Origin of the sequence: Thioalkalivibrio sp. ALJ15, assembly GCF_000383695.1 — a bacterium.
In the GTDB taxonomy this organism is placed as follows: domain Bacteria; phylum Pseudomonadota; class Gammaproteobacteria; order Ectothiorhodospirales; family Ectothiorhodospiraceae; genus Thioalkalivibrio.
This window is the reverse complement of sequence record NZ_KB912057.1, coordinates 388,972-405,837: the sequence shown is the minus strand read 5'-3', so window position 1 is coordinate 405,837 and position 16,866 is coordinate 388,972. Positions and strand designations below refer to the sequence as shown.

The 16,866-nt window shown below is 68.2% G+C and carries 16 protein-coding genes; 12 read left to right on the top strand and 4 right to left on the bottom strand.

Annotation, left to right across the window (positions count from 1 at the left end; genetic code table 11):
• Nucleotides 1-7: 7 nt before the first annotated feature.
• The 4 genes from G015_RS0105525 to G015_RS0105510 all read right to left on the bottom strand — a co-directional run bounded on the left by G015_RS0105525 (nucleotide 8) and on the right by G015_RS0105510 (nucleotide 4,696).
• Nucleotides 8-568, bottom strand: coding sequence for an SRPBCC family protein (locus G015_RS0105525; protein ID WP_012982067.1), 561 nt, complete (start codon nucleotides 566-568; stop codon nucleotides 8-10).
• Between the two features lie 130 nt (nucleotides 569-698).
• Nucleotides 699-1,925 (bottom strand): MFS transporter, encoded by a 1,227-nt coding sequence (locus tag G015_RS0105520; RefSeq protein WP_012982068.1) that lies wholly within the window; start codon nucleotides 1,923-1,925, stop codon nucleotides 699-701.
• Nucleotides 1,926-3,464: a GTPase family protein gene (locus G015_RS0105515; RefSeq protein WP_012982069.1), complete on the bottom strand. Its 1,539-nt coding sequence runs from the start codon at nucleotides 3,462-3,464 to the stop codon at nucleotides 1,926-1,928.
• Nucleotides 3,461-4,696, bottom strand: a complete 1,236-nt coding sequence (locus tag G015_RS0105510; RefSeq protein WP_018994665.1) for a GTPase family protein — start codon at nucleotides 4,694-4,696, stop codon at nucleotides 3,461-3,463. Before G015_RS0105510 ends, G015_RS0105515 begins: the two co-directional genes overlap by 4 nt.
• Before the next feature lie 133 nt (nucleotides 4,697-4,829).
• Between G015_RS0105510 and G015_RS0105505 the strand changes: the two genes are divergently transcribed.
• From G015_RS0105505 to nirD, 12 genes are all read left to right on the top strand, one after another.
• Complete coding sequence (locus tag G015_RS0105505) at nucleotides 4,830-6,194, top strand: replication-associated recombination protein A (protein ID WP_018994666.1); 1,365 nt, start codon at nucleotides 4,830-4,832, stop codon at nucleotides 6,192-6,194.
• Nucleotides 6,195-6,200: 6 nt separating this feature from the next.
• Nucleotides 6,201-6,893 carry a TVP38/TMEM64 family protein gene (locus G015_RS0105500; RefSeq protein WP_012982072.1) on the top strand — a complete coding sequence of 231 codons (693 nt, stop codon included), beginning with the start codon at nucleotides 6,201-6,203 and terminating at the stop codon, nucleotides 6,891-6,893.
• 14 nt (nucleotides 6,894-6,907) lie between these two features.
• A complete protein-coding gene (locus G015_RS0105495) occupies nucleotides 6,908-7,612 on the top strand; it encodes a TIGR04283 family arsenosugar biosynthesis glycosyltransferase (protein WP_012982073.1) in 705 nt (234 codons plus the stop codon).
• Nucleotides 7,605-8,291, top strand: a complete 687-nt coding sequence (locus G015_RS0105490; protein WP_026296494.1) for a TIGR04282 family arsenosugar biosynthesis glycosyltransferase — start codon at nucleotides 7,605-7,607, stop codon at nucleotides 8,289-8,291. Before G015_RS0105495 ends, G015_RS0105490 begins: the two co-directional genes overlap by 8 nt.
• Before the next feature lie 10 nt (nucleotides 8,292-8,301).
• Entirely contained in the window at nucleotides 8,302-8,544 is a 243-nt protein-coding gene (locus tag G015_RS0105485) for a hypothetical protein (RefSeq protein ID WP_012982075.1), read from the top strand.
• Between the two features lie 91 nt (nucleotides 8,545-8,635).
• Nucleotides 8,636-8,992: a DsrE family protein gene (locus G015_RS0105480; protein ID WP_012982076.1), complete on the top strand. Its 357-nt coding sequence runs from the start codon at nucleotides 8,636-8,638 to the stop codon at nucleotides 8,990-8,992.
• 126 nt (nucleotides 8,993-9,118) lie between these two features.
• Nucleotides 9,119-10,444, top strand: coding sequence for a nitrate regulatory protein (locus G015_RS0105475; protein WP_018649032.1), 1,326 nt, complete (start codon nucleotides 9,119-9,121; stop codon nucleotides 10,442-10,444).
• 468 nt (nucleotides 10,445-10,912) lie between these two features.
• Nucleotides 10,913-12,208: a CmpA/NrtA family ABC transporter substrate-binding protein gene (locus tag G015_RS0105470; protein ID WP_018994667.1), complete on the top strand. Its 1,296-nt coding sequence runs from the start codon at nucleotides 10,913-10,915 to the stop codon at nucleotides 12,206-12,208.
• 48 nt (nucleotides 12,209-12,256) lie between these two features.
• Complete coding sequence (gene ntrB / locus G015_RS0105465) at nucleotides 12,257-13,192, top strand: nitrate ABC transporter permease (RefSeq protein ID WP_012982079.1); 936 nt, start codon at nucleotides 12,257-12,259, stop codon at nucleotides 13,190-13,192.
• A 25-nt stretch (nucleotides 13,193-13,217) separates the two neighbouring features.
• Nucleotides 13,218-14,018 carry an ABC transporter ATP-binding protein gene (locus tag G015_RS0105460; RefSeq protein ID WP_012982080.1) on the top strand — a complete coding sequence of 267 codons (801 nt, stop codon included), beginning with the start codon at nucleotides 13,218-13,220 and terminating at the stop codon, nucleotides 14,016-14,018.
• Nucleotides 14,018-16,498: a nitrite reductase large subunit NirB gene (nirB, locus tag G015_RS0105455; protein ID WP_018994668.1), complete on the top strand. Its 2,481-nt coding sequence runs from the start codon at nucleotides 14,018-14,020 to the stop codon at nucleotides 16,496-16,498. Before G015_RS0105460 ends, nirB begins: the two co-directional genes overlap by 1 nt.
• Nucleotides 16,495-16,866: a nitrite reductase small subunit NirD gene (nirD, locus tag G015_RS0105450; RefSeq protein ID WP_018649030.1), complete on the top strand. Its 372-nt coding sequence runs from the start codon at nucleotides 16,495-16,497 to the stop codon at nucleotides 16,864-16,866. Before nirB ends, nirD begins: the two co-directional genes overlap by 4 nt.

The following is a 16,866-nucleotide window of genomic DNA, read 5'->3' as shown; positions in this document are numbered from 1 at the left end:
CTGAGCGTCAGCGGCTGGCGCGGTAGTCGCGTTCGATGTAGCGCAGCAGCTCGGTCGTCTCTCGCAGGGTCGCGCGCTGGATGCGGGTCTTGCCGATAAAGCCGGGTACCCAGAAGTCCGGTTCCACATGCATCTGGATCGTCAGGTGCGTGCCGCCGGCATCGGGCTGCAGCTCCCAGCGGGTCGAGCCTGCACGCAGATTGCTGTGCTCCGGATCGACCTCGGCATCAATGCGTTCGGGGTAGTACTCGGTCACCCGTTCGTGCCTGCGGATGGTCCGGCAGAACACGAACACGCAGCTGTGCACGACGCTTGCGACCTCCACCTCGTCATCCGATCGGGAGACGATCCGGCTCTCGCGGATGGATTCCGAGTAACGGTTCAGCGCCTCGTAATCGGTCAGGTATGACCACAGGGCCTCGGGTGGGACTTCGACCCGGAAGGTCACCTCCAGCTCGTGCTGGTCACCGTCGGTATCAAAATGCCGCTCGACCACCTCCACCGCGAGTGCGGCACCGGGGGCCCAGCCGACCAAGGCAGCCAGGAGGAGGGCGGGCAACGTTCGCATCGCGGGTACCTCCTGGGCTTCGGTTCGGGGCCTGGCTGCTGCAGCTTTATGAAGAATTCGATCCCCGGATGCGGCCGGGGTTCAGGTTGCCCTACGACGGGCGGTTGGACTGTGATGATAGACAAAGACCTCAGGGGTCACTGTCGCGCTGGGGATGCGTGGTCCCCGTGACGGGCTCGTCGCGGATCGGCAGGGTGGCGAGAACGGCCAGAAGGCCGACGAGGTGGAGCGCGATCAGGATCATGAGATAGCCGCCTGTCAGGTCGACCCCGAGGCCGGTGAGGACCGGACCCAGCGCGGCGCCGAGGGCCACGGCGGTGTAGGTCATGCCCAGCAGGCGGCCCAGGCTGTACAGGCCGAACAGGCGGGCCAGGATCGCCGGTGTCAGGGCGATGTACCCGCCGTACCCGAAACCAAGTACCACCGCGAACAGCATAAGGGCGGCGTAGCTGCCTGCGGTGCCCCAGATCAGAAAGCTCAGCGTGATCAGGGCGAAGCACCCGCGATAGAGATGCATCAGGGAATAGCGATCGCCCAGCATGCCGATCGCCAGCCGCCCGACCACGCTCGCCAGCCCGATAATCCCGACCAGGCCCGCCGCGCGCAGCGGATCGATGCCGCCCGCCTCGGCCGCGGGCGGCAGGTGGACGAACGGTACGTACAGGATCGTATTCAGCAGAAAGGTCGCCAGATAAAGCTGGGCGAAGCGGCGTCCACCCCAGCGGGTGGTGGTGGCGTGGGTGCCATCCGGGGCGCGCCCGGGCCGTGGAAACAGGATGCCGGCGAGCGGCAGGATGACGGCTGCCGCGAGCGCGTAGAAATAGTACGTCGAGCGCCAGCCGTGGAGCTCGATCAGCCAGGCGGACAGCGGCGCGAAGCCAAGTACGCCCAACCCGATCCCGGATACCGCGATGCCCAGGGCCATGGAGCGTCTGCGGGCAAACCAGCGCCCGACCGCGGCCACGACGGGCACGAATACGCAGCTCGCCCCGATACCCACGCCCAGGCCATAGGCCAGGTAGGCCTGCCAGAGTTCGCCGGCACGCGCCGTCCCGACCAGCCCCGCCGCGATGAACAGGCCACCCGCAACGAGCAGCGGCCCTGGGCCGATGCGGTCGGACAGGGGGCCGGTCACACCGCTCAGGCCGAAGAACAACAGAGCGGTGGCGGAAAAGAACAGCGCGGACCCGCCGTGCCGTGTACCGAACTCCTGCGCCATGGAGGAGAAGAACGCCCCGTAGCTGTACGCGATGCCAAAGGCCACGAACAGCGCCACAAGGGAGAGCCCGCAGGCGAGCCAGGCGGTCGGGGAGTCCAGGGAGGGGGCGTCCTGGTGCTGGCGTGGACGCAGGGTCATCTAGCGCGGTCGACCCAGCAGGCGACCGGCCCCCTTGCGGGTCTGACGCCAGATCTGGCGCAGGCTTCGGGATGACGGGTGGCGCAGCAGCCGGGTCTTGCGGGTTTGCTGCATGGCCGGGATCAGCGTCTCCAGTTCGGCCGTCAGGGCGTCGATGTTGTAGGGCGTTGCGCCATCGAGCCGGGCGGGAATCACCTCCTGTTCGGGCAGGCCGAAGTCCGCGGCGATCGCCTGGCGGGCGGCGGCGATGTTCTGCGCCTTGGGCCGTTCTTCCGGCGGGTCGAGCGTATACGGCGGCTCCCATTCGCGGGCGGGCGACAGGCGATCGATGTGGCTGGCCACGATGCGAATGGGCGGCTGGCGTCGATCCGGGCGCTCTGCAAAGAAGCGCCGTACGGCTTGCAGCGCCTCGTGGTCCGGGGAGCGGTCGGCCTGGTGCGCCGGCGCGACCCATAGCACCAGATCCGCCGTCTGGGCGGCATCAACCAGGGTATCCACGTCCATGCGGTCACCAAGCCCCGGGGTGTCCACCAAAAGCAGTTCCTGGCCGTCCGCGAGGGTCAGCAGGTAGCCCTCCTGCTCGGCGGTCAGCGGCAGCACGTCCGTGGCTGCGCGGTATTCCCCCAGCAGCGCGTTGACCAGCGTGGATTTCCCGGCCTGTGGCTGGCCCACGACCAGTATCTTCGGCCGGCCCGGGAATGCCTCCTCCGTGGGGCCGCTCGCCTGTGCTTCCTGGTCGGCGATCTCGGCCAGGGCGTCGGCATCGTGCTGCAGGCGGCCGGAGTAGAGCTCGATCGCGGCGCGGCCGACTTCCTCGATCCAGATGCGTGCGACCCGTCGCAGCAGGTATTCGCGTGCGCTGCCGGAGAGCTCGTTGAAGAAGCGATCACGCAGCTCCGCGGCCAGGGCGTGGAGGGGATTGGCCAGGCGCGCGATACGGTAGGCCTTGTAGGCCGTGCGCCCGTAGGACAGCCCCGATGCCACCATGGGCCGGTAGCCCCAGACGCGCAGGATCTGGCCCATGCGCAGGCGATCCGACAGCGGTACCTCCTCCAGCAGGATCTTGCGCAGCCGGGCGCTGACCCGCTCGCTGAGCAGCAGGGCCTCGGGCACGGTGAACTCCCAGGTGGGGTCTTCCTGTTCCGGGTGATAGTGCGCGGCCACGGTACGCAGGGTCTCTTCGCCCGCTTCCCGCAGGCGGTCGTAGTCGGTGACGATCTCGCCGCTGGCCTGCTCGCTCAGGCGCATCACCTCGGCCCAGGCGGCGTGTTCCAGTGGCGCCCAGTCGCCATCGGCGGGGCGCACGGGCTCGGTCGTCCGTTCGCGGGTGTGGACCTTGATCCGGTGGCGCGCCCACAGCGTCATGCCCCATACGCTTCCGGCGGCGATGGCGGCCGCGGCGATCCAGATCAGCAGGGCATTGTGTTCGTAGAGCCAGAGCAGACCCAGGACGAAGGCCACCACAAAGGGCGACAGCAGCAGGAACGCAGCGAAGGTCACGCCCGTGACCTGCAGACGGGTGAGCCAGCGGCGTTTCATCGCGTGTCGTTCCCCGAGGGCTCGGTCTGGCGGTGCCGGGCGAGGTTCAGGGCCTCGCGCAGGGCGTCGCGATAGGCCTGCTCCACCCCGGCCGTGGCCTCGCGCCCGTCATGTCGCCGGGCCAGGTAGTGGCGTGCGGCATAGCCCAGCGCATAGGTGGTGGCAAAGCTGGTGGCGGCCGCCGCTGCAGCACCTGCAGTCTGACCGTAGACGGGGACCAGCTTGCCGACCTGCCGGGCCCCGTGGCTGAGGCCGAGGCCGAGCAGGGTGCTGGAACCGAGCGCCGCGGAGAACTCGCTCATACTGCGAGAATCCCAGGTGACCCCGTAGATGCTGGCCAGACTGTGCAGCAGTTTCCCCTGGACCGCCGGAACGGAGAACAGGCCCAGCAGGGGGACGGCATCGGTGGTCGCGGCGACGCTGGCGTAGCCGAGGATGTGTGATCGGGCGCGCAGCCGACGGGCATCACCGCCTGCGGACTGGCGCAGCCCCTGCAGGATCACCCCCATGCGTTCCGGAGCCAGCTTCTCCAGGGCATCGAGCAGGGCGTCCAGGCCGTAGTGGGTCGGGGTGAAGCCCTCGTCCTCGGGCGTGATATCGACGGGCACGACCTGCACCGGGCCGGTCCCGGGCAGGTTGCGAAAGGCCTCGGCCTGGGTACGCCGCGCGCGGGCCAGTTCCTCCAGCCCGGGGCTGCGGTCCAGTTCGGCGTAGGGCGGATGATCGCGCCCGTCGGGATAGCCGTCGTGCAGGCAGGTCTGGACCAGCAGGACCGGCCAGTTCGGATGCCGGCGGCGAATGTCCCGCAGGGCATTCAGCACGGGTTCCTGCTGCAGATCCATCGCGCGCGCCACGGCGACCACCATGTGCGCGTGGCCCGCGAGCTCGGCGAGATCCTCGCTGGGGTCGTAGGCGACCTCGCCCAGTCCCCGCGTGTCCAGAAAGCGCAGCACCGGCGCTTCGGCCGGGAAGTCATAGGCGCGTGCCGTCCGGGTGCAGCTCCTGAAACCGGTCCCGATCGCCACGTCGGAGTCGCCGGTGATCGCGCGCACCAGCGTGCTCTTGCCGGACTGCACCTTGCCCAGCAGCCACAGCACGGGGGCCTGCTCGCGCGCTCGCTCGGCCACGACGTCGGCATCGGGGGCCTCGGCCTCGGGTCGCAGGACGGCCTGCATGACTTTGCGCCAGCCGAGGCCCTTCGGCAGGCGCAGGGATTGCCAGGGCAGCTTCATGCTGTGATTCCGTTTCGCGGCATGGAAACCTTTCATCAGTGAAGAAGGCGCAACTGTGCAGGGCTTGTGAGCCAGCCCGCCGCTCAGTGTGCCATGTCTCGGCCAATGTTCGCGGCGGGCGCGGTACACTGAAATGATGAGCGATATCTCCGAAGGCGACCTGTTCGGCCCGGATGCGGGTGGACTGCCCCCCGAGCCCGAACCGGCCGCACAGGGCCCGGACCCGAATGCACCGCTGGCCGAGCGCATGCGCCCGGCGCGGCTGGACGAGATGGTGGGCCAGGATCACCTGGTCGGCCCGGATGCCGCCCTGCGCCAGGCGATCGAGCAGGGGCAGACCCCGTCGATGATCCTGTGGGGCCCGCCGGGTTGCGGCAAGACCACGCTGGCCCGCCTGGTGGCGGCGGCCGGGGCACAGCGTCTGGTGACGCTGTCGGCGGTGCTGGCCGGGGTCAAGGACGTGCGCGCGGTGGTGGACGCGGCCAAGGCCCGGCGACGCAACGGGGTCGGCACGCTGCTGTTCATCGACGAGATCCATCGCTTCAACAAGGGGCAGCAGGATGCCCTGCTGCCGCACATCGAGGACGGGACACTGACCTTCGTGGGGGCCACGACCGAGAACCCCTCATTTGCGCTCAACAGTGCGTTGCTGTCGCGGGCGCGTGTCTATCGCATGGAGTCCGTCGGCGCCGAGGCGATCGAGGCGCTGATTGACCGGGCGCTGAGCGATCCCGAGCGCGGACTCGGGGGGCGCGGGCTGCGGCTGGAGCCCACCGAACGCCAGCGGGTGGCCCGTGCGGCGGACGGCGATGCCCGGCGGGCACTGAACTGGCTGGAGACCGCCTCGGATCTGGCACGTGACGGCGAGATCACCGCCGACGCCCTGCGCGCGGTGATGGGGGCGCAGAGCCTGGCCTTCGATCGCCAGGGCGATGCCTTCTATGACCAGATCTCCGCCCTGCACAAGTCGGTGCGCGGATCCGATCCTGGTGCGGCGGTGTACTGGCTGACGCGCATGCTGGATGCCGGCTGTGACCCGGATTATCTCGGCCGGCGCCTGCTGCGCATGGCCTACGAGGACATCGGGCTGGCGGCCGTAGGGCTGGGTGCTCGGGTGCTGGCGGCCTGGCAGACGATGGAGCGGCTTGGGCGGCCGGAAGGCGATCTCGCGCTGATCCAGGCGGCGATCGAGCTGGCCGCCGCCCCCAAGAGCAACAGCGCCTACACCGCGTTGAACGAGGTCCGCGCCAGCATTCGCGAAACGGGCAGCCCCGGCGTGCCCCTGCATCTGCGCAATGCCCCCACGGAGCTGATGCGTGACGAGGGGTTCGGCGCCGGATACCGCTATGATCATGATGAACCGGACGGTTTCGCGCGCGGGCAGGTCTATCTGCCCGAAGGGCTGGAAGATCAGCGCTTCTATCGGGCGAAACGCGAGGGCACGGAGCGCGCGCTGGCCGAACGGCTGGAGCGACTGCGCGGCGACGGCAAAGAATAGAGACATATGCAGATACATCATCCCGAACGCTGGTGGCTGTTGGCCGCGGTCCTGCTGGCAGGGTCGCTGGTCTGGGTAGCACTGACCACCGAGTGGCCTGATCTGCTGCCGCTGCAGGACGTCGAGGCGTGGCTCGCCAGCTGGGGGATGGGCGCCTACATGATGTTTGTGCTGGCCTTTGTCGTCCTTGCGCTGTTTCCGTTGCCCAGCACCTTCTGGATCCTGCTGGGAGGGGCGCTGTTCGGGCCGTTCACCGGCGGGGCCCTGAGCCTGCTGGCGGCGACCATCGCTGCGATTATCGCGTTCATGCTGGCGCGCACCCTGCTGCAACCCTGGCTGGAACCGCGTCTGGGTCCGCGCAGCGCACGGCTGCGCGAGGATGTGGAGGCCGAGGGCTGGCGCGTGGTCGCACTGACACGGCTGGTGCCGGTCTTCCCGTTCGCCCCGACCAACTACGCCCTGGGCCTGGTGCGTATGCCGCTGACCGTGTTCACGATCACGACCCTGGTCGCATTGATCCCCAGCCTGTTCGCCTATGCCTGGCTGGGCCACGCTACGCGCGAGATGGTGGCGGGTGATACGGACAACCGGGTCCAGCTGGGGCTGGCGATTCTCGCCGTGCTGGCCCTGCTGCTGTTGCTGCCTCGGCTGTTGCGCCGGATCTGGCAGGGGCAGAAAGCCGTCCAGTCGCCAGCCTGAGTCCCGTAGCAACCATGTCGCGGGAGTCACCCTTCCTGTCCGTGATCATCCCGGTACTGAACGAAGCCGAATCTCTCCCGCCCTTGCTGGATACCCTGGGCGAGATCCTCGACTGCGAGGTGATCGTGGTCGACGGCGGGAGCACGGACGGGACTGTCCAGCAGGCAGGGCAATGCGGTGTGAGTGTGCTGTCCAGCGCCCCGGGGCGCGCACGGCAGATGAATGCCGGCGCCGAGCGCGCCCGAGGCGAGGCGCTCTGGTTTCTGCATGCCGACACCACGTTTCCGGACGGAGCCGGGGTGGCGGTGCATGCCCTGCGCGACGCGGTGGCCCGGGACGATCGCGCCTGGGGACGTTTCGACGTCCGCCTGTCGGGCGGTCGCGGAATATTCGCGCTGATCGCCGCGATGATGAACCTGCGCTCGCGTCTGAGCGGGATCGCGACCGGGGATCAGGGCATATTCATTACACGCTCGGCGTTCGATGCCGTAGGCGGCTGGCCGGACCAGCCGCTGATGGAGGACATCGAGCTCTCGCGGCGGCTGAAGCGATCGGTGGGGCGCCCAAGGTGCCTGCGCACGTGGCTGGTCACGTCGTCCCGGCGCTGGGAGCGGCAGGGCGCTTGGCGCACGATCTGGCTGATGTGGCGGTTGCGCCTGGCCTACTGGCTGGGTGCAAACCCGGACGGGCTGGCGCGACTTTATCGTGGTGATGCCTGAACGTCGGCCGACGGATGCGCCGCGCGTGCTGGTCTTTGCCCGCGCGCCCGAGCCGGGCCGGACCAAGACGCGGCTGATTCCCGCGCTGGGTGCCAAGGGCGCCGCACGGCTGCACGAACGGCTGCTGGAGCACGCGCTGGACGTGGCCCGTCAGGTGGCACCGGACCATGTGGAGCTGTGGTGCACCCCGGATACCGATCATCCGTTCCTCGAGCGTTGTGCGGAACGCTTTGGCTGTTCCCTGCACAGCCAGGTGGGTGATGACCTCGGGGCCCGCATGCGCCATGCACTGGAGGTGGGGCCGTTTCCGGCACTGGTGATGGGGTCCGATGCCCCGACGCTGGGTGTCGGGGACCTGGTCGCTGCACGTAAGGCGCTGGCTGAAGGGGCGGATGTGGCACTGATCCCGGCGCTGGATGGTGGCTATGTGCTGCTGGCCGCCGCGCGGCCCGTCCCCGGGCTGTTCGAGGCCGTCGAGTGGGGCAGCGATCGGGTGCTGGAACAGACCCGTGAGCGGGCCCAGGCGCAGGGTCTTGTCTGGGCGGAGCTGGAAGCGCGGGCGGACATCGACCGACCGGAGGACCTGGTGCACTGTCCGCCGGTGCTCCTGCGTGGCATTGGGGCACCTCGAGAGTCCCCGATCCCAGAGCAGTCGCAAGTCGGCCCAGGCTTCGGGTAGGATGCGCGCCATGAAAGCCTTTGTTGCCTGGGTCGACCGTTCCCCACTGTGGTTGTTTGCACTGTTCGTGGCCACCCTGGGGCTGTCGCCCTATGTCCCCGAACCGCACATCGTCGAGAAGATCCGCTGGCTCTTCCAGGGCGAGCTGACCCGTCCGATCGATATCCTCGACCTGATCATGCACGCCATTCCCTGGCTGCTGATGGCCTTCAAGCTCTATCGCATGAGCATTACGTCGAAAGGCGCTTCCTGACTCGGCGTCTCCTTGAGGCTTGTGGGAACTCGACGGTCCCGACTTGGGTCGCTACGGTGCCTGCCACTTTGACGTGACCAAGGAGAGTCCCATGCGTTTTATTGTTGCTGTTACCGCCGGTACTGACGACCCGACCCGCGCCACTCTCGGCATGATTGCCGCGAACGTGGCCAAGCAGCAGGGCCATGACGTGACCGTCTGGCTGCAGGGCGAGGCCGTGAACATCGCCAACCGGAATGTCTACGACAAGATCGTCGGCCACAACATGCCGGCGATGAAGGACATCGTGGATTCGCTGGTCGAGGAAGGCGTCCCGTTCTGGGCCTGCGAGGCCTGCGCCAAGGGCCGCGACGTCGGCGAGCACAACTTCCTGCCGAACGCCGAGATGGCCGGCATGGGTCAGTACGTCCAGGCCGTTGCCGATTTCGACCGCTCCATGAGCTTCTGATCGAGCGGGCCGGTCCGCGGGTGGGGTGTGATCCCCCGCCCGTTTTGCCCGTGTCTCCTGTGTCAGCCCCTCGAACTGGCACATCGCATGCTTGTTTGTTCCGGGAGTGATCCACGGACGACGAGCATGACCCAGACCCCATCCCCGAGTTTTTCCTTCGAAGAGGCCATTGGCGACTTCCTGGTCGCCTCGCGCAAGTGCGAGGTGGTGAGCCTGGAGCGCCTGCTGGAGGCGGTACAGCTGGTCGGGCGCATCCGCGCGCTGGTGCATCAGCTCCAGCGCGAACGCGGTGCCTCCAGCCTCTGGATCGGCTCCGGTGGCCAGCGCTATGCGGACGAACTAGCGCAGTACCGAGCTGAATCCGACACCACCGCACAGGCGTTTCGTGAACACCTTGATGGCTGGCTGGAGCCCGGGGCCTGTGCCCACGCGCGCAGCCGTCTGCTGGGGCGCATGGCGCTGGCGCTGCATGGCCTGTCGGGTCTGCCCAGCCTGCGGGCGGAGGTCAGCGAACGCACGCTCTCGCCGATGGAGGCGATGCGCGGCTTCAGCGAGCTGATCCGGTCGCTGCTGGCAGTGGTGTTCGAGGCCGCTGACTCCGCCACGGACCCGGAGGTCTCGCGGGCCCTGGTGGCCCTGCTGAACTTCATGCAGGGCAAGGAGCTGGCGGGCCAGGAACGCGCGATCGGGGCCGCCGGCTTTGGTCAGGGCGTGTTCGATGGCGAACTGCGCCAGTCCCTGTTGCACCGGATCGATGCCCAGGAACGCTCGTTTCGGATCTTCTCCGAGTTTGCCCCGAAGCCCGCCTGCGCGGCCTGGCAGGAACTGCAGGGCGCGGGCTTCGCGGCGGAGGTCGAGCGGCTGCGCCGTCAGGCCTGTACCCACGGCGATCTCCGGGGCGATCCCCTGCCGGACCCGGCCCGCGCCGAGACCTGGTTTGCCTGCACCACCGCGCGCATCGACGCGATGAAGGAGATCGAGGACCTGCTGGAGATGCACCTGAACGAGTGCTGTTCGGCACGCATCACGGCGGATCGCGCGGACCTGGGCGCTGTGCGTGATCGGGTGGAGCAACTCGCCGAGTCGGAGCTGCGCGACAGCGTGCCGTATGCGGTGTTTTTCGGCGCGCCGGAGGGCCTGGAGAGCACGCAGGAGGAGGGCGAGACCGTACTCAACGTCCCGATCGTCGGGCACTCGGTGATGGACCTGGTGCAGCGCCAGGCGACCCGGCTGCAGTCGGTGGAGGACGAACTGCATGCGGCACGCCAGGCCCTGGCCGAACGCAAGACCATCGAGCGCGCCAAGGTGCTGCTGATCCAGCACCGCGGCCTCAGCGAGGATCAGGCCTACAAGCTCCTGCGCCAGACGGCGATGAACCAGAACCGGCGCCTGGCCGAGGTCGCCGAGGCGACCGTCGCGATGTCCGACCTCCTGGGCAAGGGCGACCTGTAGCTAATACGCGGGGAAAGGGATTCCGCCCCTGTGGGAGCGGGCCTGCCCGCGAAGCCCCTGCTAGTGTCCGACAATGGCAGGGGCTTCGCCGCCAAGGCGGCTCCTACGGGGTGTGCACCAGAGCGGTTCATCTGCACCGCCGGCGTGCCCCAGGGTGGTGCCGCTTGTGATCGTCATTCCCCTGCCAGGATTCGATTGTTTACCGGGAACCGTCCGATTTTTCCGCGTCAGGGTGGGCTTTGGTCCACGAGAGTCGATTAGCAACAGCTAATTGGCACACCTCCTGCAGGAGACTGAGCAAGACGAGCCAACGGCGGTTCGTCGCCTGACAACAGGGAGACCCGATGACCGGGCCTCCCGTGGGACTGGACAAAGGCGTCCATCACCCGGCTGCAAACGCGGCCGGGCTGATGCGACGCCTTTTTTCGTTTTTGGGACGTGTTTGCTGACAAGGGGAGTGAACCCGCAATGACCGATCACACGAAAAAGGCCTCCGGCCTGTCGCGCCGGCGTTTCCTGGGCGGCATGGCCGCCGGGATCGGCGCGACCGCGCTGGGCGTTTCCGGGGCCGCGCCCTGGGGGTATGCGAAGGCCGGCAACGGCAAGCCGGAGACCACCGAGGCGAAGCTGGGCTTTATCGCCCTGACCGACGCCGCTCCGCTGTTCATCGCGCTGGAGAAGGGGTTCTTCGCCGCCCACGGCATGCCGGACGTACAGGTGCTGAAGCAGTCCTCCTGGGGCACGGTGCGCGACAACCTGGAACTGGGCTCGCGCCGCGGCGGCATCGACGGCTCGCACATTCTGACGCCGATGCCCTACCTGATCCATCGTCGCGGTACGCCGATGAGCATCCTCGCGCGGCTGAACCTGGCCGGACAGTGTATCTCGGTGGGCGATGAATACGCCGATCTGAAGGTCGGCCTGGAGACCGGGGAGTTCAAGGAGGCGCTGGCGGAGAAGCGCGCCGGCGGCGACGAGGTACGCGCGGCGATGACCTTCCCCGGCGGCACCCATGACCTGTGGATTCGCTACTGGATGGCGGCCGGCGGGATCGACCCGAACCGCGACATCTCCACCATCGTCGTGCCGCCGGCGCAGATGGTCGCCAACATGCGCGTCGGGTCCATGGACACCTTCTGTGTCTGCGAGCCCTGGAACATGCAGCTGATCAACCAGGGCATCGGCTATACCGCGAACACCACCGGCGAGCTCTGGCACAACCATCCCGAGAAGGCGCTGGGCATGCGCGCGGACTGGGTGGAGGCGAACCCGAACGCGGCCCGCGCCCTGACCATGGCGGTGATGGAGGCGCAGATGTACTGCGAGGACCCGGCGAATATCGAGGAGGTCGCCGAGATCTGCTCGCGCCGGCGCTACATCCATGCCCCGTACGGCGACATCATCGACCGCATGCAGGGGCACTTCGACTACGGCACCGGCCGCGTGGTCGAGGATCACCCCGACCGCATGCGCTACTGGAACGACCAGGCCTCCTATCCCTTCAAGAGCCACGACCTGTGGTTCCTCACCGAGGACATCCGCTGGGGCTACCTGCCGCCGGATCTCGACATGCAGGCCCTGGTGGACGAGGTCAACCGCGAGGACATCTGGCGCGAGGCGGCCGACACGCTCGGCATCGATTCGGCCGACATCCCCGAGTCCACCTCGCGCGGCAAGGAAGAGTTCTTCGACGGCAAGGTCTTCGACCCGGAAGACCCACAGGCCTATCTCGACAGCCTGGAGATCAAGGCGCTCGCGTCCTGACGCGACGGCCCGACGCCCCCTGCACAGACGATTCAAGAGGATTCGACGATGAGTGCCATTCTCGATCGCAACATGACCTTCGGCGCCGGGCGCGAACGCCCGGCGGCCGCGGAGACCTCCACGGCCGCGGTGGCCCGGCCGGCGGCGCCGTCGGCCCGGTCCGGCGGTGCCCCGCCGCCCGACCCCGGGGCCTGGGCCCGGCGTATGCGCAACGCGGCTACCGTGGTCCTGCCCCCGGTGATCGTGACCGCGATTTTTTTGCTCCTTTGGGAAATGATGACGTCCTCCCAGGGAGCCGTACTGCCCGGCCCGAGTCAGGTGATCACCGACACCTGGGAACTGATCGTCAACCCGTTCTATGACTACGGCGGCAACGACGTGGGCATGGCCTGGCAGCTGCTCGCCAGCCTGGAACGCGTGGCCTACGGCTACGCCCTGGCGGTGGTCGCCGGGATCGGTCTCGGCGTGCTGGTCGGCCAGTCCACCTGGGCGATGCGCGGGCTGGACCCGCTGTTCCAGGTGCTGCGCACCGTGCCGCCGCTGGCCTGGCTGCCGATCTCCCTGGCCGCGTTCCAGGCGAGCAACCCGTCGGCCATCTTCGTGATCTTCATCACCGCGATCTGGCCGATCATCATCAACACCTCGGTCGGCATCCGGAATATCTCGCAGGACTACGTGAACGTGGCCCGCGTGCTGCGCCTGAACGGCTTCGAGTACTTCACCAAGATCATGCTCCCGGCCGCCGCGCCGTATGTCTTCTCCGGTCTGCGCATCGGCATCGGCCTCGCCTGGCTGGCGATCGTCGCCGCCGAGATGCTGATCGGCGGGGTCGGCATCGGCTTCTTTATCTGGGATGCCTGGAACGCCTCCATGCTCAGCGACATCGTGCTGGCCCTGGTCTACGTCGGCCTGGTCGGGTTCTTCCTCGACCGTCTGGTCGCGACCGTCGGCAAATGGGTCACCCGCGGCACGCAGGCCGGCTGATCCGGCCCCTCACAGGAGAATCATCATGACCAGCTATCTCTCCATCGAACACGTCCACAAGACCTTTGGCGAAGGACCGACGGCCAGCGAGGTGCTGCGCGACGTCGACCTGCACGTGGACCGCGGCGAGTTCCTCTCCATTATCGGCCACTCCGGCTGCGGCAAGTCGACGGTGCTCAACATCGTCGCCGGGCTGCTGGAGACCAGCACCGGCGCGGTGATCCTGGACGGCAAGGAGGTCAGCAAGCCGGGTCCGGATCGCAGCGTCGTGTTCCAGAACCACTCCCTGCTGCCCTGGCTGACCGTGCGCGACAACGTGGCACTGGCGGTGGACAAGACCTTCAAGGGCAAGAAATCCGCCGCCGAGCGCCGCGAGTGGATCCTGCAGACGCTGGATATGGTCGGCATGAGCCACGCGCTGGACAAGCGCCCGGACGAGATCTCCGGCGGCATGAAGCAGCGCGTGGGCATCGCCCGGGCGCTGGCGATGGAGCCGAAGGTCCTGCTGATGGACGAGCCCTTCGGCGCGCTGGATGCGTTGACCCGGGCGCACCTGCAGGACGAGGTGATGCGCATCCAGTCGGAGCTGGGCAACACCGTGCTGATGGTCACCCACGACGTGGACGAGGCGGTGCTGCTGTCCGACCGCATCGTGATGATGACCAACGGCCCGGCGGCGACCATCGGCGAGATCCTGGAGATCGACCTGCCGAAGCCGCGCGAGCGCCTGGTGATGGCCGACAACCCCCAGTACAACCACTACCGGGCCGAGGTGCTGCGCTTTCTCCACGAGCGCCACAAGAACCCCGAGTCGGAGGCCGCGTGATGGATACCGCGAACGACAAGCCGCGGCTGGTCCTGATCGGCAACGGCATGGCCGGCATGCGCACGGTCGAGGAGCTCTTGAAGCTCACGCCGGACATGTACGACATCACCGTGTTCGGCGCCGAGCCCTGGGGCAACTACAACCGCATCATGCTCTCGCCGGTGCTGGCCTCGGAGAAGACCGTCGACGAGATCATGCTGAACGACGATGCCTGGTATGCCGAACGCGGCATCACCCTGCACAAGGGCCGACGCATCGAGCGGATCGACCGCGTGAACCGGCGGGTGATCGCCGAGGACGGCACCGAGGCGCCCTATGACCGCCTGCTGCTGGCGACCGGCTCCGACCCGGTGATGATCCCGGTGCCGGGGCACGAACTGGAGGGCGTGGTTGCCTTCCGCGACATCCACGACGTGGACGCGATGCTCGCGGCCAGCCGCGCACACCAGCATGCGGTGGTGATCGGCGGCGGCCTGCTGGGCCTGGAGGCTGCCAACGGCCTGATGCGCCAGGGCATGGAGGTCACCGTGGTGCACCTGATGGATCACCTGATGGAGCGCCAGCTGGATGCCGAGGCCGCCGGGATGCTGCGCGGCTCGCTGGAGGAGCGCGGCATGCGTTTTCGCATGGCGCACCAGACCGAGGCGATCCTGGGCGAGGACCGCGTCACCGGCGTGCGCTTCACCGACGGCAGCGAGGTCGAGGCGGATCTGGTGGTGATGGCGGTCGGCATCCGTCCGAACACCGCGCTGGCCGAGTCCGCCGGGCTGCACTGCGAGCGCGGCGTGGTGGTGAACGACACGATGCAGACCTATGACCCGTCGATCTACGCGGTCGGCGAGTGTGTGCAGCACCGCGGCGCCACCTACGGCCTGGTCGCGCCCCTGTGGGAGCAGGCGAAGGTCTGCGCCAACCACCTGGCCGAGTACGGCATTGGGCGCTACGAGGGCTCGATGACCTCCACCAAGCTGAAGGTGACCGGGATCGACCTGTTCTCCGCCGGCGACTTCACCGGCGACGAGACCACCGAGGACCTGGTGTTCAAGGATGCCGCGCGCGGCGTCTACAAGCGCCTGGTGCTGAAGGACAACCGCATCCAGGGGGCCGTGCTGTACGGCGATACCCTGGACGGCTCCTGGTACTTCCAGCTGATGCGGGACGGAACGCCAGTGGCCGACATCCGCGAGAACCTGCTGTTCGGCCAGGCGCATATCGGCGACTCCGGTCATGGCGACCAGGCTTCGCGGGTCGCGGCCATGCCCGACGAGGCCGAGATCTGCGGCTGCAATGGCGTGTGCAAGGGCGAGATCGTCCAGGCGATCAGCGAGCACAAGCTGTTCACGCTGGAGGACGTGCGTGCCCACACCAAGGCGTCGAACTCCTGTGGTTCCTGCACCGGGCTGGTGGAGTCCGTGCTCGCCACCACGCTGGGTGGAGACTACTCCGACGCCCCGGCGAAAAAGCCGGTCTGCGCCTGCACCGACCACAGCCACGACGAGGTGCGCGCGGCCATTGCCCGCGACGGCCTGAAGACCATGGACGCGGTGTTCGAGGCCCTCGACTGGAAGACCCCGAACGGCTGCCATGTCTGCCGTCCGGCGCTCAACTACTACCTGCTGGCGGCCTGGCCGAAGGACTACCAGGACGACGCCCAGTCGCGCTTCATCAACGAGCGCGCCCACGGCAACATCCAGAAGGACGGTACCTATTCCGTCGTGCCGCGCATCTGGGGCGGGGTGACCACCCCGGCCGAGCTGCGCGCGATCGCCGAGGTGGCCGAGCGCTACCAGGTGCCCACGGTCAAGTTCACCGGCGGCCAGCGCATCGACCTGCTGGGGGTGAAGAAGGCCGACCTGCCGGCGATGTGGCGCGATCTCGGCGACGCCGGGTTTGTCTCCGGCCATGCCTACGGCAAGGCCCTGCGTACGGTGAAGACCTGTGTCGGCTCCGAGTGGTGCCGCTTTGGCACCCAGGACTCGACCGGACTCGGCATCCAGCTGGAACGGATGAGCTGGGGCTCCTGGACCCCGCACAAGTTCAAGATGGCGGTCTCTGGCTGTCCGCGTAACTGCGCCGAGGCCACGATCAAGGACCTGGGCGTGGTCTGCGTGGACTCGGGCTACGAGCTGCACGTGGGCGGCAACGGCGGGGTGAAGGTGCGCGCCACCGACTTCCTCTGCAAGGTGGAGACCGAGGCCGAGGTGCTGGAATATGCCGGGGCCTTCATGCAGTTCTACCGCGAAGACGCGCGCTACCTGGAACGCACCGCCCCGTGGATCGAGCGCGTCGGGCTGACCCGGGTGAAGGAACGCCTGGTGGACGACGCCGAGAACCGCGCGGCACTGTACGCCCGCTTCCTGGAGTCGCAGGAGGTGGCGCAGGTGGACCCCTGGGCCGAGCGGGCCGCCGGGCATGCGGCGCACGAGTTCATTCCGATCACGCCGGTGGACGCGCCCCCGCGCCAGGGGGTGTCGGCATGAGCTGGCTTGCGATCTGTCCGCTCGAGGACATCCCGCCGCTGGGTGCGCGCGTAGTGGCGAGTCCGAACGGCGACATCGCCGTGTTCCGCGCCGCGGATGACCGCGTGTTTGCCCTGCGCGACCAGTGCCCGCACAAGGGCGGGCCGCTGTCGCAGGGCATCGTCCACGGCGAGCGCGTGACCTGCCCGCTGCACAACTGGGTGATCGACCTGCAGTCCGGCGAGGCCACCGGGGCGGACAGTGGCTGTACCCATGCCTTCCCGATACGGGTGACCGACGGTCAGGTGTGGCTGGATTTCTCCGGCGCCACGGGCGACGCCGCGGACCATGCCGCTGCGGCACCGGTCGCCTGCCGCGAGGCGGGCTGA